Consider the following 23068-nt stretch of genomic DNA (forward strand, 5'->3'; position numbering starts at 1 on the left):
GGTTCATCCTGGCTATTTCTGGCTCAGTTTCCTTCTCCGGATGTTGATGATAACCACGGCGGCTATCATGATCCCGATCAGGCTGCTGATGGCTGCGATGCTGGTCACCTGCCTGTTCTTCAGGAGGTAGGCGGTCAGGGCCGAGCTTCCGGGAACCGGGAAGGTATAGGCGGTGTCGGGATTGCCATACCAGTTCTGGTATTCCTTTCCGCCTGACTGGTACCACTTCTCGAATTCCGGGTAGGCTTTGAAGATCGAGCCGCCCTCATAAGGCCACATCCACTCGTCCGGCACCAGGACCGCCCAGGGGAACTTGTCGGTGTCGAGAACCTTGCCGGTCCACTTGGTGGTCACGAAGGGAAGGTGTACCTGGTTCTTCTTGTCGCTGTTCGCCATGATGTACGGATCGTACGGCATCGGGGCGATGTCGGTCCGGGAGACCGGGGTTTCGAAGATTATGTCAAGGGAGTGAACCTTCGCGTTGACAAATGTTTCATTCTTCTTGCTGTTCCATTTCTAGCCCAGGTCTTTCTTCGGGTCTTCGATCAGGCAATAGTCCTTTCCCAGCACGGAGATGTAGAACTTGTTCTGGTAACCGGCGCCGGCCGCGAGGACCTTGCTCCTGATGTTGATCTTGCTGATCTTGTTCTGGGGATCGATATACTCCATGATCCCGAATTTCACGACCAGGTCGTTGAAGTCCGCGTCGCCCTTGTTCGGATACAGGTCTTCGAAGGCGATGGTGTACTCGCTGGACACGGCGGCGATGTATTTCGGATCATCGGGGAACTGGTCCTTGTCGTCGGCAACGCCGTCTTTATCGGCATCAGCCACAGTGTCGGCCGTTTTCTTCTTCTCGAGATAGATGACACGGGCTATCGTCGCGAGGTCCTGGACCTTGTCGACCGTGACGGTCTTGGTTTCATATTCCGGGTGCTCTATGACGATATCGATGGCGGCGCAGGTCTGGCTCACCGTGGATTTAAAGGCGGCCTTGCCGGCGGCGTCCGTGATCGAAGCTGAAACGGCTTCGCCGTTCGTCGAGACGTTGATATTGGCTTTGCCCACCGCCGTGGTCGCGTCAGCCATGATGGTAAGGTCGAAGTCGAGGTTCTTCACCGTGGAATACTCGAACTTTTCTTCTGAAGTCGTGTCCTTGTTTTCGTCTGCGACTTTTTCCGTCTCCGCTGCCGGCGTGGTTTCTTCCTTCGCGGTTTCAGTCTTGGTCTCAGTTTTCACTTCGGCCGTGGTTTCTGTTTTCACCTCGGTCCCGGTTTCCTGCGTCGTTTCCGCCGTCGTGACTTCGGCCGTCGTTTCATCCACGGTCGTTCCGCCTTTCTCTGTCACAGTGGTTGATTCAACATTGGCCGAATCAGTACTGAAAAGGGGAAAGGCCTTTTTCTTTGAAGTATCGCAGCCGATCATGGTCATTGCGAAAGCCACGATGGCCAGCACAAATAGTTTTTTCATTTAAGACCTCCATTGGGTGTTATTAGTTTTAACTCTTGTGTTCTCATTTATGAGTATATAGTAATTAATACCTTGAAAAATGTCAACTAAAAAACCCACCTATGCGGGCTTTTTTTGAGTATATTGTATACCAAGGCAAAAAAATTTTGATTTGAAATGCACAAAAATATATTAATGTATATATTATTGCATGATAATTGTGTACATAAATAATTATTCATTAAAATTTTTTTAATTAATTCAAGTCAGGTGTTTTTTTTAGGAAGCTTCCTGGTTCTAACCATAACCAGGACAATGCCCCTCGTGGTGAGAGGGGGTCAGAGCATAGATCAACAGGCTACACAATCATGGATCTCTTTATATCAATAGAGACATTGTTCAGATACGCGGAAGCCTGTTCAAGGGAGGCAAAGGGTCTCCTTAGAATAATATCGGTGGCACCCTTTTTACCGATGCCGGGAATCAGCTCCAGGGCTTTCTGCGGCAGGGTATTGATATTAATTGGAAACGGGAGGGCCATCAGCGATCTCTCGCGATGGGAAATGATCACGACGTCGTGAAAGCTCATCAGGGGAAGCTCCATCGGGATCTTCAATGTTATGGAATAGCTTGCGATCTGTTTTGCGTAGGAATATCCGGCCTGTGTTTCAAGGACCTGGCCCTGCCGCAGTATGGTGCCCGGCGGATAGATATTGACCAGCATGGGATGCTCTATTTCGGATCGGATCCTGTCGCGATAATAGGTGAAGCGGTTCTCGACGCTTTTGGAGGGTGCGTATTTTTTCGCATGGGCCGGCGTGCCGGGGAAGGGAATGACCTGGCGGATGTTGATCCTCTTCACCAGGAGCCCCCGCTCCAGGATCTCGGACAGAGAGCGGTAGTTTTTCTCAAAGGTTTCCACTGTCTCGCCGTCGAGGCCGTGGAGAAGGTTAACTCCCGGAAGAAGCGACGGGATGGAGTCAATCCTTGCGCCGCCGATGCCATTGATGATCTCGATGGCGCGAAGGGCCTCCCTGGGAAAGACCTTCAGGTTGTTCCTGCGAACAACCTCTTCATCGAAGGATTCGATCCCCAGCGCCATGGTGTCCCCCGGCGTGACCGTCGCCGCCAGGTCTTTCAGGATCGATGACGATTCATCGGGAAAGGCGGCGATGGTCCCCGGATTGGCGTTGTCGATATTGAGGACTGATATGAGGCCCCTCTCTTTCCTGGCCCGCAGCTCCGACAGGAGCTCCCCGATCGGCCCGGGCACCGGCCTGGGGAAACCGCCGGTGAAGCCGGCGCAGTCGGACTTGTACTGCAAGATGTCCGCCTGGCGCCCGAGCCTGAAGCGGGACACGCCGGCCCTGATGAGGGCGTCGATCTCCGCGATGACATCTTCCGGTTCGCGGAATTCCACTCTTTCGAAGAGCCCCTCGGAGCAGAAGGAGCAGTGGCCCCGGCGGGGACAGCCCCGGGATGTCTCGATCTCGCAGATGATGTCCGGAAAGCGCGGGTGCGCGCGGACCGATCCGGCTCCCAGAACGGCCCATCGGGCGATCTCCGGGGCGGTGCGCCGCTCGTCCTCTTCTCCGCCGCCGGCGAAATGGCGGGCGTATTTCTCGATGTCATTGCGAACGAGCGTGACATTGTCGCCGCCCGGCAGAACATAGCTTATGAGGCCGCCTATGGCGATCCGCTGTCCCGGGTTCCGCTCCGCTATGCGCCGGATCTCGGCGGCGGTGCCGATCCTGCTACCCAGGTAGCGGCCGGGGACCACGGCGCCGCCGACGAGAAACACCATGTCGTAGGAGCGTTCGAACCGGTAATCGCCGTTCCGGAGGGAGTCGATGGTGAGGCAGTGGATATGGCCCTCGTCGACCCCCGCCTCAGACAGGGCGCCGTAAATATAGCGCGGGTAGGGCGATACGAAGGGAGGGACGCCGAAGCATGCCGGCTCGTCCACATAGCAGTCAAGGACGCAGCAGCTCAGCATAATGCCGCCACGATCTCCTCGATGTCGCGGGTGAGAAAGCCCTGTATCTTTTTTTCGACCGCAAGGACGAAGGACTTGTTCTCGGTGATCAGGGTGATGATGTGCTGGTTGATCCCGTAGCGCTTGACCAGGTCGTCGACGCGGTCGTCTATCGACACGATGGTGTCATGCATGACACGCTTGTCCGCGTAGAAGACCAGCTCCCGCGCCTCCAGGTCTCCCTTGGGCTTGAAGCCCTCGAACACGACATGGGAATCGACGATCTCCGCGATGGCGTCGTAGCCCAGCTCGCGCATGATCTCGCCGCCGATCAGGTCATGGCGCATCTCCTTGGTCTCGATGGTCCTGGTCTTGGCGATGTCGTGGAGGAGGGCGGCCGTCATTACCAGGCTGTCCTGTATGATGTCCGGGACCCTGAGGTGGGCCACCAGGGCCATGGCGACGTTCATCACCTGCTCGGAATGGCGCATGATGTTATCCCGCATGCCGTAGCGCCTCATGATCTCGTAGCATTCCTCCAGGGTGGGGACCGGTGCGTGGTTGTTCATTGGAATAGCGACCCCCCCGTCCCCCTGAGGGGGCGTGAATTAAAAAAATTATTCATTATTACTATAATCTCAATGCTAAAATGAACTTATATTGTCGCACGTATAGTACATAAATCATTTGGTCAATACTATTATAAACACCTTCCCACATGCCCCCTACGGGGGACAGGGGGGGCATCAGGCCGGGGGGTGAGGCGGCGCTCATGGCGACGGAGCCTGCTCTGACCCCAGTGGCGCCAGGGTCAGCTCGTCCCCTATGGCCATCCCGTACTTCTCCGCGATGGATCTCTCGCGCAGGGTCAGCTCGATAAACCCGGAGCTCCCCCGTAACATGCCGCACTGCCCCTTGAAGAGGTCGCCGTAGGCGCGCACGCAGATCGATTTGATCCGGTATCGCTCTGAAGAGACCGAATACAATGAGCAGGCCTCAAAGTCAATTGTATTTACCGGGAGAGACGTTATGGCATTGCCGAATTTATCGATATGGAGGATGAGGCAGGTCAGGGCGTTCCCCGATGCAGAGAACCGCGGGAAGTCACTCTGTATTACCGATACCGCCGGGGTCCCGAATTCTTCGGGCTTCGCTCCCCGGGCGAGACCGGCCGCGACCGGGGCGAAAACGTCCCTGCCGTGAAAGGTGCGGGAGGCCTTTTTGAACAGCGACATGTCGATGTGGTACACCGCGGTGATATCGGACATCACCGCGGAGATGACGCCGTTGTCGGCCATGACGAACCGGTACCGGCCGTCCGACGCAATGATCCCTTCGCGGCCGGTGCCCACGCCGGGATCGACGATGACGCAGAAGACTGTTCCCTCCGGGAAAAACCGGTACGACGAGTGCAGGATGAACTGGGCGTTCAGGATCGAATAAGATTGAACGGAGTGGCTTATGTCGATGATGTCGACGCCGGGGGACAGGCTTTTAATCACGCCCTTGACGACGCCGACAAAGTGGTCGGTGTATCCGAAATCCGTAATAAGAGCGACCATGAAGACCTTCTTTTCAATTTATCATTACTCTGCACGCTAGTACAAGTCAATCCTTTTTGAAGTTTAATCCTGTCCAGTTTAACAAAAAAAAGTTGAAAAATATGAACGTTTTGATTATGGTAATGGATAGATGTATTTGACTTGTTCTATGGCTGCTTATAATCAGTAATATGCTGATTGTTGGGTTATGCAACAAGTCTGATAATGATAAATCTTTATCCGGTAGGTCGGCCCTGATGCCCGATAAAAGATAAAATAAATCTATGGAGAATGCAATGAAAAAACTAGCTCTTTTTTTTGTCGTTGTCTTTGCGGTATCGGCCTTCGCTCAGGATAAATCTGCTGCGAAATTCGTTAAGTCAGACAAGATCAAGATAAGCCTGTCCACTATCTCCCTGGAAAAGTACGGTCCCGCGAAAGAGGACAAGACCTTCAAGGCGGGTGAGAGCGTCTTCATCAACCTTGAGATGAAAGGGCTTGAGGCCAATGACCAGGGCCAGGTGGTAGTCCAGGCCGATCTCAGCGTTCCCCAGTTGAGCCTCGACAAAAAGAACCTCATTGACGGCTCCACGGGCGCCGAGGATGTGGTGCCGATGTATTTCGAGATCCCCATCGGCTCGGTGCAGAAAGGCGGCACCTGCTTCGTGAAGATCACCGTGCGCGACATGGTGGCCAAGACCTTCGTCGAATTCAACACGACGTTCCTGCTGGCTAAATAGCGACCCCTTGACATCCGGCGGGGCTATTCGAGACAACCCCGTCAGAGCACGAAAATCGTCCCCAGGTCAACGGCACGGGATGTGCCGAGGGGGACGATTTTTTTTCCCCGGCTCTCGATAAAATCCGCAATGGCGCCGTAATCGGGATGATGGGCCAGGGCGCCGGAGCAGAGCACCATGGCGTCACAGGGCCCGGTGGCGCCCCCGATAAACCCGTACCCGTACCCGGGCAAGTCGATGTGCCCCGGTACGATCTGGAGCGATACGAGACCCCTGGACAAAGCCGCCCTGTGTATCGACACGTCGGCTGTGATGATGGATAAATCGTCGACAATGAGGGTGGAGCACCTGGCGTAGCCCTGGTTCACGGCCGCGGCTGCGATGTTTTTTGATAGAAGATACTCTTCAACAAGGGGGTCAGAGCCTACCGGATGTTTAAAGGCCCAGGGGCCCGCGCAGGCGATGTTATAGGGAACGTCGCCCGGGTATGCCTTTAGGAGCTTCGTTGAACAGATGGTCACTTCCGCGTATTGTTCCAATGCCGATACGAATGACAGGGAAATATCGGGGTGGCAGAAGACACGCTCCCCGTGAACGAAAACCTGTATGTCCGGATGGCCGGCCAGGGGCGCATCGACCCGATCGGTTTTCGGAATCGGGATCGGCTCGATATCCATTTTCTTTAGATTGCCGATGATTTCCCCGGACGCGTCAGGATTGATAATGGCGATTCGTTTCATGGGCACTCAAAAAGTATTGACATGGATTTTCCCGTGCAATGATTATGGAATGCAAGAAGTTTTTTTATCCGTTTGCGGACGTTCCCTCACCCCGCCTCCGGCGCGCCCTCTCCCATGAAGCTTGGGAAAAAGGAGAGGGCTCCTCTACAAGCTCCCCCTCTCCTTTCTTCAATTCTTAATGGGAGAGGGGGCTGGGGGGTGAGGGGAAATATAAATGAATCAGAGCAGGTGCAGCCATGAGATTATCCCGATACATACTCCCCACGTTGAAAGAAGACCCCTCCGACGCCGTGGTCCTGAGCCACCGCCTGATGATGCGGGCCGGCCTCATCCGCAAGGAATCGGCGGGCATGTACGTGTACCTGCCCCTGGGCTGGCGGGTGCTCCGCAAGATCATCGGCATCGTGCGGGAGGAGATGGACCGGGCCGGCGCGCTGGAGTGCCTGATGCCGGAGCTCACCAACGCCGACCTCTGGAAGGAGTCGGGCCGGTGGGACACGATGGGCCCGGAGATGTTCCGCATCCGCGACCGCAACGCCATGGAATACGCCCTGGCCCCGACCCACGAGGAGGCCTTCACCGCCGCCGTGCGCAGCCTCATTTCGTCGTACCGCGACCTGCCGGTCAACGTGTACCAGATCAACACCAAGTTCCGCGACGAGATCCGCCCCCGCTTCGGCGTGATCCGCAGCAAGGAATTCATCATGAAGGACGCCTATTCCTTCGATATGGACGAGAAGGGCCTGGAGGAGTCGTACCAGGCGATGCGGGCCGCCTACCGCCGCGTGTTCGAGCGCTGCGGCCTCGAGACGATCCCGGTGGAGGCCGACACCGGCTCCATGGGCGGGAGCAACTCCGAGGAATTCATGGTGGCTTCAGAAGTGGGAGAGGAGTCGCTCCTCCTCTGCGACGCCTGCGGGTACCGGGCCAACCGCGAGAAGGCCGAGTATGGCCGCCCCGCCGCGGCCGGTTCCGAAGCGCCGAAGGACCTGGTCGAGGTGGCCACGCCGGACGTGAAGACCATCGACGACCTGGTGAAGTTCTTCAACTGCTCCGGCGATCGCTTTTTAAAAAGCATCATCTACTTGGCAGACGGCAAGCCGGTTATGGCCGTTGTGCCGGGGAGCCGCGAGATTAATGAGTTGAAGCTGGCCCGGGCCGCCGGCGCGGCCAGCCTTGAGCTGGCCCCCGATACCGTTGTTACTGAAGTCACCGGCGCGCCCGTCGGGTTCGCCGGTCCCGTGACGAAGAAGAACATCAGGATCATTTTCGACATATCCGTCAAAGGCGTCGTTAACGGCATCACCGGGGCAAACAAGAAGGATGTCCATTTCGACGGCGTCAACCCGGGCCGCGATTTTATTATAAAGGAAGAGGCCGATATCACCTGCGCGGAGGAGGGGGATTCCTGCCCCAAGTGCGGCGCGGCCATGTACGTGAAAAAGGGGATCGAGGTGGGTCATATCTTCAAGCTCGGTTATAAATATACTAAATCGATGAAGGTCAGCGTCCTCAACGAACAGGGAGCGGAGGTGACTCCCATCATGGGCTGTTACGGCATCGGCGTGAACCGCACCATGGCCGCCGTGGTTGAGCAGCATAATGACGACAAGGGGATCATCTGGCCGGTTTCCCTGGCGCCCTTTGACATCCACCTGGTGGGCCTGGGTAAGGCCGATGACTATATCAAAAAAACCGACGAAATATATGAGCTCCTCGCCGCCGGCGGGTTTGAAGTCCTCTATGACGACCGGAAGGCCAGTCCCGGCGTCAAGTTCGCCGACGCGGACCTGGTGGGCCTGCCGGTGCGCATCACAATCGGGAAAAACTACTTCCAGACCGGGGAGGCCGAAGTGAAGCTCCGCAGGGGCGGGGATGTGATGAAGGTTAAAAAAGAGGATCTGGCGGAGAAGGTAAAAGAAATTCTTCGTTAGCGTCTGCTAGCCCCGGGTTTAAACCCGGGGCTAGCAGACGAATGTATCCCCAAAATCCGTTAAAAATCAACCATTCGTTCCTATTAATATTGACAATTAAATATATGTTTTCAAGAATGTTCGACAATAGCTATACTCAGCTTTTTATCGGCAGCCAATCAAAATCCGGTATGCGCAGGCGCTAACGGGGAGCGAACTACACGCACAGGTGTTATATATAAATCAAAGGTTCGTAAAATTTTAAAAAAAGGGAGTAAGGAGATGAAGATAGCTGTCTGTCTAAAACAGGTTCCTGACATGGAATCCAAGTTCAAAATCCTTGAAGACAAAAAAATCGATGAATCACAGATCGCTTTCAAAATCAATGATTTCGATAACTACGCCGTTGAAGCAGCTCTGCAACTGAAAGAGAAGTTCGGCGGGGAAGTCGTTATCGTTACCTGCGGTCCCGAGCGCGCGGCCAAGGACATCCGCCAGGCCTTCGCGATGGGCGCGGACTGGGGCATCCATGTGAATGACCCCGCGGTTGAAGCCGGCGACAATTTTGTCGTTGCCTCGACCCTGCAGAAAGCCATTGAAAGCATCGGCGGCGTTGAGCTCGTCCTCACCGGCGTACAGGCCGAAGACGACCAGGCTGCCGTTACCGGCGTTACTCTGGCCGACCTGATGGGCTGGCCGCACTGCACCAACGTCAAGAAGCTGGAAGTGAACGGCGCCGCCCTCACGGTGAACCGTGAGCTCGAAGGCGGGCTGAACGAAGTCCTCGAAATGAACGCCCCGGCGGTCCTCACGGTGCAATCAGGCATCAACGAGCCCCGGTATCCGACCCTTCCGGGCATCATGAAAGCCAAGAAGAAACGGCTCGATGTCAAGAAAGCCGCCGACATCGGCGCTTCCGCGGCGTCAAAGACCGATTTCATAAAGATGTTCTTCCCTGTATCCGAGCACAAGGCGGAAATCATTCAGGGCGATCCGGCGACCGCAGCGGCGAAGCTCGTTGAGAAATTAAAGAATGAAGCCAAGGTGATATAAGGAGGACGGAACAATGGCAAAGATATTAGCTATAGCTGAACACAGAAATGGAAAACTGACTGACGCCACCCTTGAGCTCTGCAAGGCAGCGAAAGCGATCGCGTCCGCAATGGGCGCCGAGCCCGCGGCCGCCATCATGGCGAAAGACGACGCCCTGGCAAAGGAAGTCGCGAAATATATCCCCACCGTTTTTTGCGTGGCCAATGCCGCTGTCGAGGGCTACAACGCAGACGGTTACACCCAGGGGATCAAGGCCGTTGTGGAATCCCAGGATGTCAAAGGCGTCCTGATCGCCCACTCCTATGACGGCGTCGACTATGCCGCCAAGGTCGCCATGGCGATCGGCGCCGGCATCGTATCGAACTGCAACAAGGCCCGCGTGGACGGCGGCAAGGTCGTCTTCACCCGGAACACCTACAACGGAAAGATCCAGGAAGAAAAATCCGTCAATACCGACAAGTTCGTCGCCACCTTCGAAAAGGGCGCTTTTGACATGGAAGCGGCCGGCGGGGCCGGCGCGGTGACCGCGGTTTCCGCGAACATCGCCAATGTGCGCACCAAGTCCAAGGGCATCATCGAGACGATGGCGGGCGCCGTTGACATTTCCCAGGCCAAGATCATCGTATCCGGCGGCCGCGGATGCAAAGACGCCGACAAGTACAAGGAATTCATCGTCAGCCTCGCCCAGAAGATGGGCGGCGAATACGCCGCTTCCCGGCCGGTGGTCGACTCCGGTTGGACCGATGCGGCCCGTCAGGTCGGCCAGTCCGGCAAGACCGTTGCTCCGGACCTCTACCTGGCATGCGGCATCTCCGGCGCCATCCAGCACGTTGCCGGCATGAAAGGCTCCAAGTGCATCGTCGCCATCAACAAGGACCCGGAAGCCCCGATCTTCAACATCGCGGCGTACGGCATCGTGGGCGACCTCTTCGAGGTCATTCCCCAGATCAAAGAGAAGCTCTAAGACTCGATTGCATATCAATAAAAAAGCTGCCCCTTGGGGCAGCTTTTTTTATTGCTCCTTTTCCACGGAGCAGAGGGGAATAGCGAGGATGAAGGCCTTCGCGGCCTCCCTCCTCGCGCTCCTCCCTCCCGGTCGCTCAGGCGCCGCGACGGGCTTGGCGCTTAACTCGCCCTCATTCACTCTGCTTCGCTTCGTTCGGTGAGGGCTCAGACAACAAGCGCCTATCAGTATCCGCCCGTCGGGCGGATGTTTTTGGGGCCGGTATAGTGAATAATTATGTTTATCTGGCATCGCCGGCCAGGAGGGCCGGCGTCGCGAGGATGCCCCAGGACGGGGCTTCCGGAGCGAAAGGAGTAGTGTTGTTACCACACTCTTCAAAAACAAAAAGACAATCACTTGTTATCAAAAACAGATAAACCAAAAAGCAATAAATGACATTAACCCATAGCCCCTGTGGGAACGCGCATGGATGCGCGCCTGCATGCGCGTCCAGGATGGACAAAATGCGCATGCCATTGAGGCGGCGCGGGGGGAGGGATCGAAAGGGAGGGGGTGTCCGCGGTGACACCCCCTCCCTTTCATAAGTGCCGACCGACCCTCGGTCACCACCCTGCCTTGGTTAAAGGCAAGAAAAAACTTGATTCCTGCACCAGCAAGAAGAATAGAATCATTAAAGACGGACACCGATACTGGTGAAGTATTTAAAGAGAAGCCTGCCCCGCAGTAGCGGGAATAGGAAAAATATTAGTCCTGAACATCATCCCGGCCTGGCCTGTCAGGCCGAAGAGATGGGCCAGGTTGCTGTTCGTTCTAAGCAGCTCCGTAACGTAAAGCTCCCCCTCGGCTCCGAAGAACAGGTCTACGAAGGGCGCCGTCCTGAATCTGAAAAACAGGCCCACGGTGATGCCGAACTGAGACTGGTTAATCAGGCTCAGCATATCCATTTTTTTCTTGTATATTTTCAGCACCGGATTGTTGTGCGTCATTTCGGAGGTGACGATATGGGTGTACTTGATTCCGGTGTGTATCTGGAACGAGAAGATGGAGGCGTTCAGGGACGTCACCAGGGAAAGGGGAAGGCTTATGGTCCATCCCTTTATGTTCAGTTTTGTGTAATACAGGGACATCAGGTCGATGTTGGCGGAGGTGATGGGCGTCTTCAGCCTGTAGATGAGCTCGATATTATTGAACCAGAGTCCGGAATGTATGCCCAGAGTGTTGTTGAACATCTTCTCGAACACAAGGCCGCCGCCGTATCCGGTGGTGAAATCATACTTCATGATCATGTCGCCCCCTTTGCGCTCCCAGTTGCGGTACCAGCCGTAGGACCCGGCGAACCCGAAAGACGCGTTGGGGGGCGACTCGGCCCCGTCGTCGCCTCGCACCGGCAGGGCCAGGCCCAGCAGCAGCAGGGAGACGACAAGAAGGCGGATGGATAATTCTTTCATGACGGTGCGGTGCGTCAGTTTTTTTCCTCCATGATGCAGGTGCCGTTGAAGATAGAGCCCGACTCTATGGTGAGCTCCGGGGCGACCAGGTCGCCGCTGGTCTTGCTTTTCTTGAACAGCTCGATCTTCCGCGACGCCTTTATCTTGCCGCTGAAAACGCCGCTCACGTTGACCTCGCTGGCCCTGACATCGGCGCTGACCTTGGCCTCGCGCCCCACGATGAGCTGGCCTTCGGTCTCGATCTTTCCCTCGAAGGTTCCCTTGATCTTCAACGAATTCTTGAACTTGAGATTCCCCTTGAAGGCGATGTCGTCGGCGATGACCGTGTCTATTTTATTTTCGTCTTCCAGTATTTCCTTTGGTTCTGCCATTGATGTCTCCGTAACATGTAAATTGTTCTGATCGATGATCCCGGTTCAAGCCACCGGGATGATATGATAGTAAAAATAGAATACCGTGTATAAATTGTCAAACAGTATTATGGGGTATTCACCCATGGGTCCTCCGCGGTCATGGATGCAATTTAAATATTATCATTAAAATAATCTTGCAATATTTGCTGCCCGCCGGCAGTAGTAGAGCATGGACGATTCGACGGAAACCATACTGAAACAGGCCGTGGAGCTGGGACGGCTCATTCGCGACACGGAGATATACCGCAATTACACCAGCCTGTCCGAGTCGCTCCTTGCCGATGCCGATTCAGCCAGGCTCTTCGATGAGTACGTGAATCTCGTCCGCACCATAAAGGAGCGCCAGGAGAGGGCGGATATCATCGAAAAGTACGAGTTCGAAAACCTGGAGAGCCTGGGGCGCATTGTCTCCGGGAATGAGACCATCATGATGTTCCTGGAGGCGCAGAAAGAGTACCTGGACCTGCTCACCAGGATCCAGGAGGAGCTGCAAAACAGCGATGATATTTCGGGCTGAGTCCAATATGTCGCATTTCAAATATTTATCGACCCGGCCCCTTTATTTCTTGACTCGCTGTTTTATATGCTTTTTATTATAAATAATATTGTAACTAATTCACTTGATTCTTGACTTAAGTAACCTGATTGATTATTTTTAAGAACAAATCGGTCAAGGCTGTTGCCGGTCAAAATAGCGCGATGGGGATTCGCCCGGAACAATGGAGCCGGAACGGAGATTCCCCGGGGAATTATTTGCAAGCAACACGCCATTATTTTAAAAAGGAAAAGAGTGAGGCATATGCAACCAAATCTTGATAATCTCAAGAAGAAGATCCAGGATAACCGTGATCTGATCGACAGGATCACCGTGAAGCTGCCCGGATTCAAGGGATACGTCGAAAAGGCCGAAAGCTACGCCGCCGACAAGATCGTCAGGGAGCTGCTGGCCGACAGGATCCTCGGCTTCAAGAACGAGGTGAACGCCAAGATGGTCGAGATGGAGAAAAAGCAGGTGAGGGACTGCCTCGGCGATCTCGATTCACTGGCCATGAAGATGGAAACGGTCATCAGGAAGTGCCGGCACGCCGATTTCGGAAGGGCGGCCGCCCTGTCAAGCATGACCATATCAGAGGACGACAAGAACAGGCTCCTGGAATACGACTGGAGGCTTATCTCGGCCCTCGATGAACTGGATAAAAAGGTGAGCGAGCTGCGCGCCGCCGCGCCGGAAGCCGCTGGCGCCGCCATCGGCGGCATTGCCGATACCCTGCGCGCCTTTGAAAAGAATTTCGACGAGCGAAAAAATGTACTACTGGAGGTAATCTAAATGGCATTATTGGATGTAGTCGAATGGAAAAATAAACAGGGCGAGATAATCTACCGGTTCCCGGAGAACGCCATATCCATGGCCGCCCAGCTGATCGTCATGGAAAACCAGGAAGCGGTATTCTTCAGGGAAGGCCGCGCCCTTGACAGCCTCGGACCGGGCAGGCACACCCTGAAATCCGGAAACATTCCCATACTGGAAAAGCTCGTGAACCTTCCCTTCGGCGGCAAGTCGCCGTTCCCCGCCGAAGTCTATTTCGTAAACAAGACCGAGATCCCCAACCTGAAGTGGGGCACCAAGCAGCCCATCGACCTCCAGGACCCGGTCTACAACATCGCGGTGCCGATCCGCGCCTTCGGCAATTTTTCCATCAAGATCAAGGACACAAAGTCATTTCTCACCATGGCCATCGGCACCTGGCAGGCCTTCTCAACCGAAGCCGTTGAAACCACGCTCCGGGACCAGGTCATCCTGCCGAAGCTCTCCGACCTGATAGCGGAGTTCATGCTTAAGCAGAACGTCACCATCCTGAAGCTCGCGCAGTTCTACAACGAGATCGGCGTGTCCGGCAAGGCCAACATCCTCGACGATTTTGCGACCTACGGCCTGGAGCTGGTCCGCTTCGCAGTCGAATCGATCAACGTGCCCCAGGAGGACGAGTCGGTCAAGCGCCTCAAGAAGGCGTTGGCGGACAAGGCGGAGATCGGCATCATGGGCCAGGACGACTACAAGATGAAGCGCACCTTCGACACCATGGAGAAGGCGGCGGGAAGCGACGGCATGTCGGGCGGCATGATGGGAGCCGGCATGGGCGTGGGCATGGGCCAGCAGATGGCCGGCATGATGGGCCAGGTGATGGGCGGATCGGCGCAGGGCGCCGGCGCTAAAATTGTCTGCCCGCACTGTAACGCCCAGAACGCGGCGGGAGCGAAATTCTGCTCCTCCTGCGGCAAGGAGATGGTCGTCGCGGCCATGACCTGTCCCAAGTGCAACGCCAAGATCCCGGCCAATTCCAAGTTCTGCCCCGAGTGCGGCGCTAACACGGCCGGCGGCGCCTGCACGAAGTGCGGCGCCAAGCTGCAGCCGGGGGCGAAGTTCTGTCCCGACTGCGGGGCGCAGCAGGGATAGGCTGAAACGCCATGGCTTCAACGCAATGCCCCTCATGCGGGGCTCCGGTTGAGATAAAGAACAGGTTCAGCAAGGTCCTGGTCTGCGGCTACTGCGGTTCGCACCTCAAGGTTGCCGGCGACGGGTTCGACGCCACGGGAAAGCATCCCAGGCTGGCGGAGTTCCCGTCGATCTTCCAGGTCGGGACCAGGGGAACCATCCTCGGGAAGCCCTTCACGGCCCTGGGAAGGATGCGCTACAACTATCCCGGGGGGCACTTCGATGAGTGGTTCCTGGAATATGACGGCGGCACCGCCTGGTTCACCGAGGACGAGGGGACCTACGCCCTCTTCACTGAGAATGAGGACGCCATCGAATATCCCGATATTACAAGTGTGCGGGCCGGCCAGAACGTGATGATCGGCTCGAAAAAGGTCATGGTCAAGGAAAAGGGCACCGCCAAAGTGGCCGGCGCGGAGGGGGAGCTCTCCTTTTACGTCGAGCCGGGCACGAAGGTCACATACATGGACGGCGTATCCGAGGGGAAGAAGATCTCCATTGAAGCGACGGAGGATGAGATAGAGCTCTTCACCGGGAGGCCTCTCCTGGCCAGGGACATTGTAAAATCTTGAACGTTATAGGGGGAATGAGTATTCCATGGGAACCGATAACCAGGAATTGAAAGCCCTGAAATGCTCCAAGTGCGGCGGCGCCCTTGTGAAAAGCCGCCGCTCGGAGTATGACGACGAGGAAGAAGAAAACGTCAGCATCCCCATTGGCAAGTGCTCTTCATGCGGCCAGGAATACGACCAGAAAACCGAAGAATACTACGGTCTCTTCGCCGATGATCTTACCGCGGACAAGGATAATTCTGTATTCAAACTGGGCAAGAAGGGGACGCTGAAAGGGGTCGAATACGAGATAGTCGGCCGGATCCGTTACCAGGACGAGGATGAATGGGAAAAAGACACCTGGGACGAGTGGTTCGCCGTCGCTGCCGACGGCACCTACCATTATTTCGTCGAGGAGGAAGGGGAGGTTCATTCCTATGAGGATTACACTCCCCAGTCCATCGACCTGGAGTCCGACCCTTCAAGCATCGAGTTTGACGGCAAGAAGATATCGAAAGACGAGGCCTACGTGGGGCGCATCGTCTACGCCGAGGGAGAGCTTCCCTGGAAGCCCGAGATCGGCGAGCCCGCCGTCATGTACGACTTCAAGAAGGACGGCGCGAAGTTCACCATCGAGCAGTCCGAGGGAGAAGTGTCCATCACGAAGGGCGAAAAGCTCTCCTACAATGATGTCGTTGCGGCCTTCGGCGGCGAAGAGCACAAGAAACTATTCGATGAAACGGTCACAAAGCGCAAGAACTACAAGCTGAAAGCGGCCCTCTATGCCGCTTGCTCGGCTGCGGCCTTTGCCCTGGCCATCGTCAACTGCCTCTCCTCGGCGCCCGTGGACGGCGTCATGAAATCAAGGCTCGACCTGGCCGGCAACGTGCCGATTACCGAGAACGGCCAGACCATGTACCAGAGCGAGGTGCTCTACGGCCCCTTCGAGCTTAAGAAGGGCGACAGCCTTTACAATGCCCGGGTCTACGTCGATCCGGCGGTGCAGAAGTTCAACCTGGAATGGCAGTCGTTCCGGTTCCTGCTGGTGCCGGAAAACCGGCTCCTGAAGGCGGTCAACCACCAGATGACCCCCGCCGCGCTGAAGGACCTCTTTGACGAGGTGGACGCCATCAGGGAGCCGGTGGAATGCTACACCTTCAGCGGGGATTTCTGGGACGAGGAGGGCTCCGACGACGAAGGGTACTGGCACGAGAGCGACCTCTCCGTGGACGACGATTTCGTCCTGGAAAAGGCCGGAAGGTATTACGCGTTCCTTGAGCTAACCAGCCAGAAGCCACGGGCCACCGCTTCCATCGGGCTTTCCCTTGAGCGTGTGAAGAGTTACCGGTATTATATTATCATAATGGTCATTCTCGCGGGCCTTGCCTTTTTCAACCGGGCTAGGGCGAAGACCTATAACGCGATGCCCTTCAGTGTGGCTGAGTAGGCGGGAGGTTATAAGACGATGATACGGAGCATACTGATCATGGCGCTGCTGATGGGGGGCGGCTTTGCCGTATCCAACTTCAATATGGGATATTCGACGGCGGGCCAGAAATACATCTCCAAGCACCGCGAACAGCGGAAATCCCTTCGGCCGGGATACTATTACGGCCGGCCCGGCTACGGCGGGTTCAGGGGCGGCAAATAACAAAGTCTATCATTAATCTGCTATATCTATCAGGAGGTAAACGCTACTATGGATTGGGGAAGCTTGCTGCACGGCATACTGGACACTGCCATTTACAGCCTTGTGGGCATTATCATGATGGGCATCGGGATAGGACTGGTCATCCTGATATCGCCCTTTTCCGTCAAGAAGGAGATCGAAGACGACCAGAATATGGCCCTGGGCCTTATCATGGGAGCGATTATCATCGGCATTTCCATCATTATTGCCGGCGTGCTCATGGCGCCCGGCGGCGATTACATGAAGAAGAAGATCGGCTCAACCCCTGATGTGAAAGTCGAAGAAAAAGCCGTCAAGTAGAGCCGGCCTTTGAAAAACGAATTGAGACGGTTCGAACAGAGAATACTGTTATTCTCTGTTTTTTTTCTGTCCCTGTGCGGGATAACCTATGAGCTCGTGCTGGGCTCCCTGGCGACCTATCTCCTGGGCAACCCGGTGCAGCAGTATTCCATCACCATAGGCTTTTTCCTCAGCTCCATGGGCCTCGGCTCATACCTGTCCCGGTACCTGACGAAAAATATATTAAAGAATTTCATCATGATTGAGGTGGCCCTCGGCTTCGTGGGCGGCCTTTCGGTCCTGGTCCTCAGCTATCTCTTTTCCTTTTCCGCATCCTATTACATGCTCCATATCTTTTTCCTGGTCCTCATCGGAACCCTCGTGGGCCTGGAAATACCGATCGTGACGCGGATCCTCAGGAAATATGGGGCCTTGAAGGACATCCTGTCCAATGTCCTTTCCCTGGATTACATCGGCGGCCTGGCGGGTTCGCTCCTGTTCCCGCTCCTCCTGTTTCCCTTCCTGGGGAGGATGCTCACCAGCATCATCATCGGCGCCCTCAACATAGGTGTCGCGATGATCATCATCGTCAAGATAGACTACGAGAACAAGCGGAAAAGCGACTTCGTCATCCCGATCATTATCATGATCATCCTGGCGGCCCTGGCCGCTTCTTCGGACCAGATCAACACCATTCTGCAGAAACGGCTCTACTATGATGACATCGTTTTTTCGAAGCGGTCCCATTACCAGGAGATCGTGCTGACGCGGAACGACGAGGATTTCCGCCTCTACCTGGACGGCTCCCTCCAGTTTTCATCCGTGGACGAGTACCGCTACCACGAGATGCTGGTGTTCCCGCCCCTGTCCCTCAACAGGGCCCCGGACAAGCGGGTCCTTGTCCTCGGCGGGGGCGACGGCCTGGCCGTCAGGGAGATCATAAAATGCGGAGACGTGGCCGCCGTTACCCTGGTGGAGCTCGATCCCGCCATGATCGACCTGGCGAAAAAGAATTCCTCGCTGAAGAGACTCAACGGGAATTCCCTGCTGGACCCCCGGGTGACCGTCGTGGTGGGGGACGCCTACGCCTATTTGATTGGAAATAAAAAAAAGTATGACGTGATCATCGCCGATTTTCCCGATCCCCACGACGAGACGATCACCAAGCTCTACACGGTGGAATTCTACTCCCTCCTGCGTCGCTCCCTCGCCCGGGGCGGGGTGTTCGTGACGCAGTCGACGTCGCCGCTCTTCGCGCGGGATGCCTTCTGGTGCATCCACAATACAATGCAAAAGGTCTTTTCCTCGGTCGTCGCGTACCACGTGTACGTGCCGTCCTTCGGGGACTGGGGCTTCAACATGGCCTGCGACGGCGTCTGCGACGCCGCCATGGCGGCGGAGGTGACTCCCGGCCTCAAATATTATTCCCCCGAAACCTTCGGGCAGTCGCTTCATTTCCCCCGGGACGCCGCGGTTTCCCGGACGGAGATCAACACCTTCAACAGGCCGGTGCTCTACAGCTATTACCTGAAGGGGTGGAAATACTACATGGAGATGTGACGGGACATGAAGAAAAGGGCCGAGATGAATTTTGACCTGAAGCAGCTGCGTTCCTTCCTGGAGGTCCTGGCCGAGAACAGCTTCACCAGGGCTTCGCGAAAGCTGAAAGTAGGACAGGCCACCATCAGCCACCATATCATCCAGCTTGAAAAGGAGCTGGGCGTGAAGCTCATCAACCGCACGGCCCGCGACGTTTCCGTGACCGAGGAAGGGAAGGTGTTCCAGGCCTTCTGCGAGAAGCTCTTCAAGAACATGGAAGCGGTCTTGTCGGACCTTGACCGCGGCGCCACTGCCGTGATCACGCGTATCGCAGCGAGCACCATACCGTCCGCGTACATCCTGCCGAAAATACTGGCGGCCGTGAAAAAGGAGTTTCCCGGCGTCATCTACCGACTCCAGGTCACGGACAGCAGGGAGGCTGTGGAGATGGTGAAGGATGGAACCGCCGATGTCGGCATTGTGGGGAAGGAGTACCGCCATCCGGGACTGTCCTATACCCCGATCTGCGCCGATGAGATCGTACTGGTGGGCCCGAAGGGCTCCCCCTCGGAAATCAGCGTCGAGGATATCGTCCGGATGCCCCTGATCATCCGCGAGGCCGGGTCCGGCACCAGGAAGAGCTGCGAGGAGGCCCTGGGAAGGCGCGGCATAACGCCTTCGGCGCTCCAGGTCGTGCTGGAGACTTCGTCGACGGAAAGCATAAAGGAATCGATCGCCGCCGGGCTGGGGATGTCATTCCTGTCGCGCCTGGCCGTGGAGCAGGAAAAGAAGTCAAAATCGCTGGTTGTGGTCGGGGTGAAGGGACTCGTTATCCGGCGGTCCTTTTATTTCGTCCGTTCGGGAAGCAAACAGCTGCACCGTCCGGCGCAGCTGCTTTATGATTCACTTGTTGAATTCGGGAAAACCCTTGGTCGATAAGGCGGGATGGCCGGCCGAAGGCCGGCCGCTGACGCGGTTAAACGGCCTTCATTACCTTTCCGGACCTGATGCACCGCGTGCACACGTATTTCCTCGTGGCGCGGTTGTCTTCCAGCACTTTTATCTTCTTGACGTTGGGGCGCCAGATCTTCTTGGTCTTCTTGTTGGAATGGCTGACGTTGTTTCCGATCTGGATCGCCTTGCCGCACACTTCACATTTAGCCATGACTTTTTTTCCTTTGTCGCTTGGTGATCGGCCGCTCCGGCCGTCTCTGGGGCCTGCATGCCTCGTTAATGATATGGGATGACACTATTATTTGACCTGTCTATTTTTCAAGCACTTTTTTGTTATGGCAATCGGATGGTCAAAGGTCTTTCCTGAATTGCTGCGGTGACATGTTCGTGTTACGGGTGAATACACGGTAGAAAACCGATTTCGAATTGAAGCCGACCGCGTGCGCCACCGAGAGGACCGGCCGCGCCGGGTCCTCTCGCAGCAGGCGCCGGGCCTCCTCGACGCGGTGGCGGTTGAGATAGGCGCTGAAGCTCTCTCCGAGCTCGCGGTTGAGAAATTCTGAAAGCTGGTGGGACGTAAGATCGAGCAGCGCTGCGAGACGGGGGAGGGTCAGATCCTCGTCGCAGTAGATCTTTTCCTTTTCCATGAGCTCGTCAAGGCGGACGCGCAGGGAAGCGCGGTCGAGTCCCTTCGTGTGCGTCAGCTGGTAGCGTCCGAGGGCCACGTTCAGATTGGGGTACAGATCCGGGTAACGGTATGTGAAGATGTACCATACGATCACGAGGACGCTCACGAGGCCCAGGCCGGCGAGGGCCAGCAGGGACGAAAAGAGCAGCTGGGAGGCCAGTACGAGGCCCAGGGCGATGATCAGGTATATAATCGAGCATATGATCGGGAAGGCGTTGTGCATGCCGTTGCCCCGTGAGCGCCGCAGGAAAAACTGCGCCACCAGCGCCAGCTCGTATGAGAGTATTTGAACTAACCATGCGAGGAGCAGCGCGTACTGTACCAGGTCAATCTCCCGGGGGCCGCTCCAGGGGAGGGCCCGGCGCGCCTGGAGGATGCCAGCGGCATCGAGGGCCGAGAGTGCCGCGGCGGCAATGGCGGGGACGAAATGAACAGCGTGTCTTTTCCCCGGGGAGATATCCTCCATGATGACCTTGTAGGCGATTATGTAATGGAACGGGCTTGTCGCGTAGAGCATGAGGAAAAGCAGTGGCGCGCCAAAGAATCTATAGTCGAAGGCGGGATCAGAAAAGTACGTGTAAAAATACAGGATAAAGAAGCCGGTCCCGAGGAACACCGCGCCGAAGTAACTGTTGGCGAACTTCCGGTTAGGGCGCGCCAGGTGGGCAACGGACATCAGCACCGAGAGCGCTCCGCTGAAGAGAATGAAAAAATCGAGCAGATGAAAAGTTCCGATCCGCATCATGCCACCTGGAACTGTGGGTGGCATGTGCCATTCTGCACGAACGAATGACCGGGCATGCAATAATGCATGGAGAACCCCTGTATAAAATAATACCGCTTATATGCTAAATATTAATGCGGTTTTAATAGATTCAATACCATCAAATAGAGTCACTGTCAACCTGATTATAACTCTCGCCCCCAATAATTTCCGGTATGGTGCAATCAATGCAATCATCGGCGATCCTCATGAGTAAAGGAATTCATGTCAATTGTCGAAATCGGATACGGTGCATATCTTGCCTTCTGCGAAAAGTTGCCTGAGCTCACGCTTGTTGAATTTGCCGGCACTGGTTTTAGGGATCTGGTCCATGGTGATATAATATTCAGGTATCCACCATGAGGTGATCTTGCCTTTGAGAAAATCCTTGATCTCGCTGCAGCTCATGGTTTCCCCGGGAGCAAGGGCGATACAGGCCATGGGACGCTCCTGCCACTTGACGTCGGGGATGCCGATGACGGCCGCTTCCATGATCTTGGGGCAGGTCATGAGGGTATTTTCGATATCAACGGACGAGATCCATTCCCCGCCGCTCTTGATGAGGTCTTTCTTTCGGTCCACCAGCCGTACATAGCCCTCCTCGTCGATGGTGCCGATGTCGCCGGTATGGAGCCAGCCGTTGATATACGTAGTCCCGGAATTTTCTGGGTCCTTGAAATATTCCTTGGTTATCCAGGGCCCCCTGAGGCGGATCTCACCCCATTCCTTCCCGTCCATCCTGACTTCCTTGCCTTGGTCATTGACGATCTTCATCTCCACGCCCAGCGCGGGCATGCCCGCGCTGCCCCTGATATCGTAGATCTTGTCCATGGGCCAATCGGCCATGTAGCTTTTCGTGAGGGAGACCAGGGCCATGGGCGATGTTTCGGTCATGCCGTAGGCCTGGCGGATGGGAAATCCGTATTTTTCGTTGAGCCCCTTCATGAGGGCCAGGGGACAGGCGGCTCCGCCGGAAAATATGGTCTTGAGGCTCGAGAAGTCGTGGAGGCCCCCTTTTTCGAGATAATCATAGAGCATCATCCAGATCGTGGGAACGCCTCCCGTAAAGGTTATCTTCTCCTCCGCAATGATATGGCACAGCTTCTGCATGTTGAGGATATCCCTGCCGGGGAGAACCTGCTTGCACCCCATGGCGAGGGCCCCGAAGGGGGCGCCCCAACCGTTGACATGGAACATGGGCACTATGTGCAGGGCCGTGTCGGACTCGCTGACGCCCAGGGTGGCCACGATGCCATAGGTGTGCATGACGATCCCCCGGTGCGAGTAGACCACGCCTTTGGGCTGTCCGGTGGTCGCGGAAGTATAACAGATCACGGCCGGATCCCGTTCGCCGATGTCCTCGGGGAAATCGTAGCTTTCGGGATGTTCCCATATTAAATCATCGTAGAGGGAAACAGGGTAAAGGCTTGTCGGGGGCATTGTCCCGCTCTGTGAAAGCACCACAAAGTGCTTTACGGTTGTAAGCTTGTCCCTGATGGGCTCGATCAGGAAGAGGAGATCCTCGTCGATAAAAAGGACCTGGTCCTCGGCGTGGTTTATTATATAGATCAGGTGTTCCTGGGGCAGGCGGATGTTCACGGTGTGGAGCACGGCGCCGTAACAGGGAACGCCGAAATAGAGCTCGAGGTGGCGGTGGTTGTTGAGCGCGAAACTCGCCACGCGGTCCCCGCGTTTGACGCCCAGCGCCTTGAGGGCGTGGGCCAGCTGGCAGGTGCGTTTGAAGTAGTCGGCGTAACAATAACGAAATACCTCGTTGGGATACACAGAGACGATCTCTTTTTTAGGATAGAACCTGGCCGCCCGCAAGAGAAAATTCCGAAGCAACAATTCATTGTCCATTATTGGTATCTCCA

23 protein-coding genes and 1 pseudogene are annotated in these 23068 nt (G+C 55.9%); 13 read left to right on the forward strand and 11 right to left on the reverse strand.

Going from position 1 to position 23068, the window contains the following annotated elements; all coding sequences use genetic code 11:
- Positions 1 to 12: 12 nt before the first annotated feature.
- From KA369_11710 to KA369_11730, 5 genes and pseudogenes are all read right to left on the reverse strand, one after another.
- A pseudogene (locus KA369_11710) lies at positions 13 to 513 on the reverse strand (LruC domain-containing protein).
- A 3-nt stretch (positions 514 to 516) separates the two neighbouring features.
- Positions 517 to 1470 (reverse strand): LruC domain-containing protein, encoded by a 954-nt coding sequence (locus KA369_11715; protein ID MBP7736632.1) that lies wholly within the window; start codon positions 1468 to 1470, stop codon positions 517 to 519.
- 337 nt (positions 1471 to 1807) lie between these two features.
- Complete coding sequence (locus KA369_11720; protein MBP7736633.1) at positions 1808 to 3445, reverse strand: radical SAM protein; 1638 nt, start codon at positions 3443 to 3445, stop codon at positions 1808 to 1810.
- Complete coding sequence (locus tag KA369_11725) at positions 3439 to 3993, reverse strand: HDIG domain-containing protein (protein MBP7736634.1); 555 nt, start codon at positions 3991 to 3993, stop codon at positions 3439 to 3441. Before KA369_11725 ends, KA369_11720 begins: the two co-directional genes overlap by 7 nt.
- A gap of 201 nt (positions 3994 to 4194) precedes the next feature.
- The gene (locus tag KA369_11730) at positions 4195 to 4986 is read right to left on the reverse strand and encodes an SAM-dependent chlorinase/fluorinase (GenBank protein MBP7736635.1); all 792 of its coding nucleotides are present in this window, start codon (positions 4984 to 4986) and stop codon (positions 4195 to 4197) included.
- Positions 4987 to 5261: 275 nt separating this feature from the next.
- On the opposite strand from KA369_11730, the gene KA369_11735 reads away from it, so the two are divergent.
- Positions 5262 to 5705 (forward strand): hypothetical protein, encoded by a 444-nt coding sequence (locus KA369_11735; GenBank protein ID MBP7736636.1) that lies wholly within the window; start codon positions 5262 to 5264, stop codon positions 5703 to 5705.
- 41 nt (positions 5706 to 5746) lie between these two features.
- Here KA369_11735 and KA369_11740 read toward each other — a convergent pair whose 3' ends face one another.
- Positions 5747 to 6445, reverse strand: a complete 699-nt coding sequence (locus KA369_11740) for a hypothetical protein (protein MBP7736637.1) — start codon at positions 6443 to 6445, stop codon at positions 5747 to 5749.
- 236 nt (positions 6446 to 6681) lie between these two features.
- Here KA369_11740 and KA369_11745 point away from each other — a divergent pair, with 236 nt between their 5' ends.
- From KA369_11745 to KA369_11755, 3 genes are all read left to right on the forward strand, one after another.
- The gene (locus tag KA369_11745; protein ID MBP7736638.1) at positions 6682 to 8379 is read left to right on the forward strand and encodes a proline--tRNA ligase; all 1698 of its coding nucleotides are present in this window, start codon (positions 6682 to 6684) and stop codon (positions 8377 to 8379) included.
- 261 nt (positions 8380 to 8640) lie between these two features.
- Positions 8641 to 9411 (forward strand): electron transfer flavoprotein subunit beta/FixA family protein, encoded by a 771-nt coding sequence (locus KA369_11750; GenBank protein MBP7736639.1) that lies wholly within the window; start codon positions 8641 to 8643, stop codon positions 9409 to 9411.
- Between the two features lie 13 nt (positions 9412 to 9424).
- Entirely contained in the window at positions 9425 to 10375 is a 951-nt protein-coding gene (locus KA369_11755) for an electron transfer flavoprotein subunit alpha/FixB family protein (GenBank protein MBP7736640.1), read from the forward strand.
- Positions 10376 to 11076: 701 nt separating this feature from the next.
- On the opposite strand, the gene KA369_11760 is transcribed toward KA369_11755, so the two are convergent.
- Together KA369_11760 and KA369_11765 are read right to left on the reverse strand one after the other, a co-directional pair.
- The gene (locus KA369_11760; GenBank protein ID MBP7736641.1) at positions 11077 to 11823 is read right to left on the reverse strand and encodes a hypothetical protein; all 747 of its coding nucleotides are present in this window, start codon (positions 11821 to 11823) and stop codon (positions 11077 to 11079) included.
- Between the two features lie 14 nt (positions 11824 to 11837).
- Positions 11838 to 12194, reverse strand: a complete 357-nt coding sequence (locus KA369_11765; GenBank protein ID MBP7736642.1) for a polymer-forming cytoskeletal protein — start codon at positions 12192 to 12194, stop codon at positions 11838 to 11840.
- 211 nt (positions 12195 to 12405) lie between these two features.
- Here KA369_11765 and KA369_11770 point away from each other — a divergent pair, with 211 nt between their 5' ends.
- The 9 genes from KA369_11770 (at position 12406) to KA369_11810 (ending at position 19728) form a co-directional block, all read left to right on the forward strand.
- On the forward strand, positions 12406 to 12753 hold the full coding sequence (locus KA369_11770) for a YlbF family regulator (GenBank protein ID MBP7736643.1): 348 nt from the start codon (positions 12406 to 12408) through the stop codon (positions 12751 to 12753).
- A 282-nt stretch (positions 12754 to 13035) separates the two neighbouring features.
- A complete protein-coding gene (locus KA369_11775; protein ID MBP7736644.1) occupies positions 13036 to 13563 on the forward strand; it encodes a hypothetical protein in 528 nt (175 codons plus the stop codon).
- Entirely contained in the window at positions 13564 to 14691 is a 1128-nt protein-coding gene (locus KA369_11780) for an SPFH domain-containing protein (protein ID MBP7736645.1), read from the forward strand.
- A gap of 11 nt (positions 14692 to 14702) precedes the next feature.
- Entirely contained in the window at positions 14703 to 15302 is a 600-nt protein-coding gene (locus tag KA369_11785) for a DUF4178 domain-containing protein (protein ID MBP7736646.1), read from the forward strand.
- Between the two features lie 25 nt (positions 15303 to 15327).
- Positions 15328 to 16728 carry a DUF4178 domain-containing protein gene (locus KA369_11790; protein ID MBP7736647.1) on the forward strand — a complete coding sequence of 467 codons (1401 nt, stop codon included), beginning with the start codon at positions 15328 to 15330 and terminating at the stop codon, positions 16726 to 16728.
- Positions 16729 to 16746: 18 nt separating this feature from the next.
- Positions 16747 to 16932 carry a hypothetical protein gene (locus KA369_11795; protein ID MBP7736648.1) on the forward strand — a complete coding sequence of 62 codons (186 nt, stop codon included), beginning with the start codon at positions 16747 to 16749 and terminating at the stop codon, positions 16930 to 16932.
- Positions 16933 to 16980: 48 nt separating this feature from the next.
- The gene (locus tag KA369_11800; protein MBP7736649.1) at positions 16981 to 17271 is read left to right on the forward strand and encodes a DUF350 domain-containing protein; all 291 of its coding nucleotides are present in this window, start codon (positions 16981 to 16983) and stop codon (positions 17269 to 17271) included.
- Positions 17272 to 17280: 9 nt separating this feature from the next.
- Positions 17281 to 18810, forward strand: coding sequence for a polyamine aminopropyltransferase (locus tag KA369_11805; protein MBP7736650.1), 1530 nt, complete (start codon positions 17281 to 17283; stop codon positions 18808 to 18810).
- Positions 18811 to 18816: 6 nt separating this feature from the next.
- Positions 18817 to 19728 (forward strand): LysR family transcriptional regulator, encoded by a 912-nt coding sequence (locus KA369_11810; GenBank protein MBP7736651.1) that lies wholly within the window; start codon positions 18817 to 18819, stop codon positions 19726 to 19728.
- Positions 19729 to 19765: 37 nt separating this feature from the next.
- On the opposite strand, the gene KA369_11815 is transcribed toward KA369_11810, so the two are convergent.
- The 3 genes from KA369_11815 to KA369_11825 all read right to left on the reverse strand — a co-directional run bounded on the left by KA369_11815 (position 19766) and on the right by KA369_11825 (position 23057).
- Positions 19766 to 19954 carry a 50S ribosomal protein L28 gene (locus KA369_11815; GenBank protein MBP7736652.1) on the reverse strand — a complete coding sequence of 63 codons (189 nt, stop codon included), beginning with the start codon at positions 19952 to 19954 and terminating at the stop codon, positions 19766 to 19768.
- A gap of 139 nt (positions 19955 to 20093) precedes the next feature.
- Positions 20094 to 21200 (reverse strand): AraC family transcriptional regulator, encoded by a 1107-nt coding sequence (locus KA369_11820; protein MBP7736653.1) that lies wholly within the window; start codon positions 21198 to 21200, stop codon positions 20094 to 20096.
- A gap of 222 nt (positions 21201 to 21422) precedes the next feature.
- The gene (locus tag KA369_11825) at positions 21423 to 23057 is read right to left on the reverse strand and encodes a long-chain fatty acid--CoA ligase (protein ID MBP7736654.1); all 1635 of its coding nucleotides are present in this window, start codon (positions 23055 to 23057) and stop codon (positions 21423 to 21425) included.
- Positions 23058 to 23068 lie beyond the last annotated feature (11 nt).

It is taken from the genome of Spirochaetota bacterium (genome assembly GCA_017999915.1).
GTDB lineage: Bacteria > Spirochaetota > UBA4802 > UBA4802 > UBA5550 > RBG-16-49-21.

Bases quoted from the DNA above. Each gene is read 5' to 3' on its own strand.
- KA369_11765 (MBP7736642.1), bottom strand. From the start codon at position 12,194: ATGGCAGAACCAAAGGAAATACTGGAAGACGAAAATAAAATAGACACG.
- KA369_11780 (MBP7736645.1), top strand. From the start codon at position 13,564: ATGGCATTATTGGATGTAGTCGAATGGAAAAATAAACAGGGCGAGATA.
- KA369_11730 (MBP7736635.1), bottom strand. From the start codon at position 4,986: ATGGTCGCTCTTATTACGGATTTCGGATACACCGACCACTTTGTCGGC.
- KA369_11760 (MBP7736641.1), bottom strand. From the start codon at position 11,823: ATGAAAGAATTATCCATCCGCCTTCTTGTCGTCTCCCTGCTGCTGCTG.
- KA369_11795 (MBP7736648.1), top strand. From the start codon at position 16,747: ATGATACGGAGCATACTGATCATGGCGCTGCTGATGGGGGGCGGCTTT.
- KA369_11810 (MBP7736651.1), top strand. From the start codon at position 18,817: ATGAAGAAAAGGGCCGAGATGAATTTTGACCTGAAGCAGCTGCGTTCC.
- KA369_11750 (MBP7736639.1), top strand. From the start codon at position 8,641: ATGAAGATAGCTGTCTGTCTAAAACAGGTTCCTGACATGGAATCCAAG.
- KA369_11735 (MBP7736636.1), top strand. From the start codon at position 5,262: ATGAAAAAACTAGCTCTTTTTTTTGTCGTTGTCTTTGCGGTATCGGCC.
- KA369_11785 (MBP7736646.1), top strand. From the start codon at position 14,703: ATGGCTTCAACGCAATGCCCCTCATGCGGGGCTCCGGTTGAGATAAAG.
- KA369_11820 (MBP7736653.1), bottom strand. From the start codon at position 21,200: ATGCCACCCACAGTTCCAGGTGGCATGATGCGGATCGGAACTTTTCAT.
- KA369_11815 (MBP7736652.1), bottom strand. From the start codon at position 19,954: ATGGCTAAATGTGAAGTGTGCGGCAAGGCGATCCAGATCGGAAACAAC.
- KA369_11755 (MBP7736640.1), top strand. From the start codon at position 9,425: ATGGCAAAGATATTAGCTATAGCTGAACACAGAAATGGAAAACTGACT.
- KA369_11770 (MBP7736643.1), top strand. From the start codon at position 12,406: ATGGACGATTCGACGGAAACCATACTGAAACAGGCCGTGGAGCTGGGA.
- KA369_11725 (MBP7736634.1), bottom strand. From the start codon at position 3,993: ATGAACAACCACGCACCGGTCCCCACCCTGGAGGAATGCTACGAGATC.
- KA369_11800 (MBP7736649.1), top strand. From the start codon at position 16,981: ATGGATTGGGGAAGCTTGCTGCACGGCATACTGGACACTGCCATTTAC.
- KA369_11790 (MBP7736647.1), top strand. From the start codon at position 15,328: ATGGGAACCGATAACCAGGAATTGAAAGCCCTGAAATGCTCCAAGTGC.
- KA369_11720 (MBP7736633.1), bottom strand. From the start codon at position 3,445: ATGCTGAGCTGCTGCGTCCTTGACTGCTATGTGGACGAGCCGGCATGC.
- KA369_11715 (MBP7736632.1), bottom strand. From the start codon at position 1,470: ATGAAAAAACTATTTGTGCTGGCCATCGTGGCTTTCGCAATGACCATG.
- KA369_11740 (MBP7736637.1), bottom strand. From the start codon at position 6,445: ATGAAACGAATCGCCATTATCAATCCTGACGCGTCCGGGGAAATCATC.
- KA369_11745 (MBP7736638.1), top strand. From the start codon at position 6,682: ATGAGATTATCCCGATACATACTCCCCACGTTGAAAGAAGACCCCTCC.
- KA369_11775 (MBP7736644.1), top strand. From the start codon at position 13,036: ATGCAACCAAATCTTGATAATCTCAAGAAGAAGATCCAGGATAACCGT.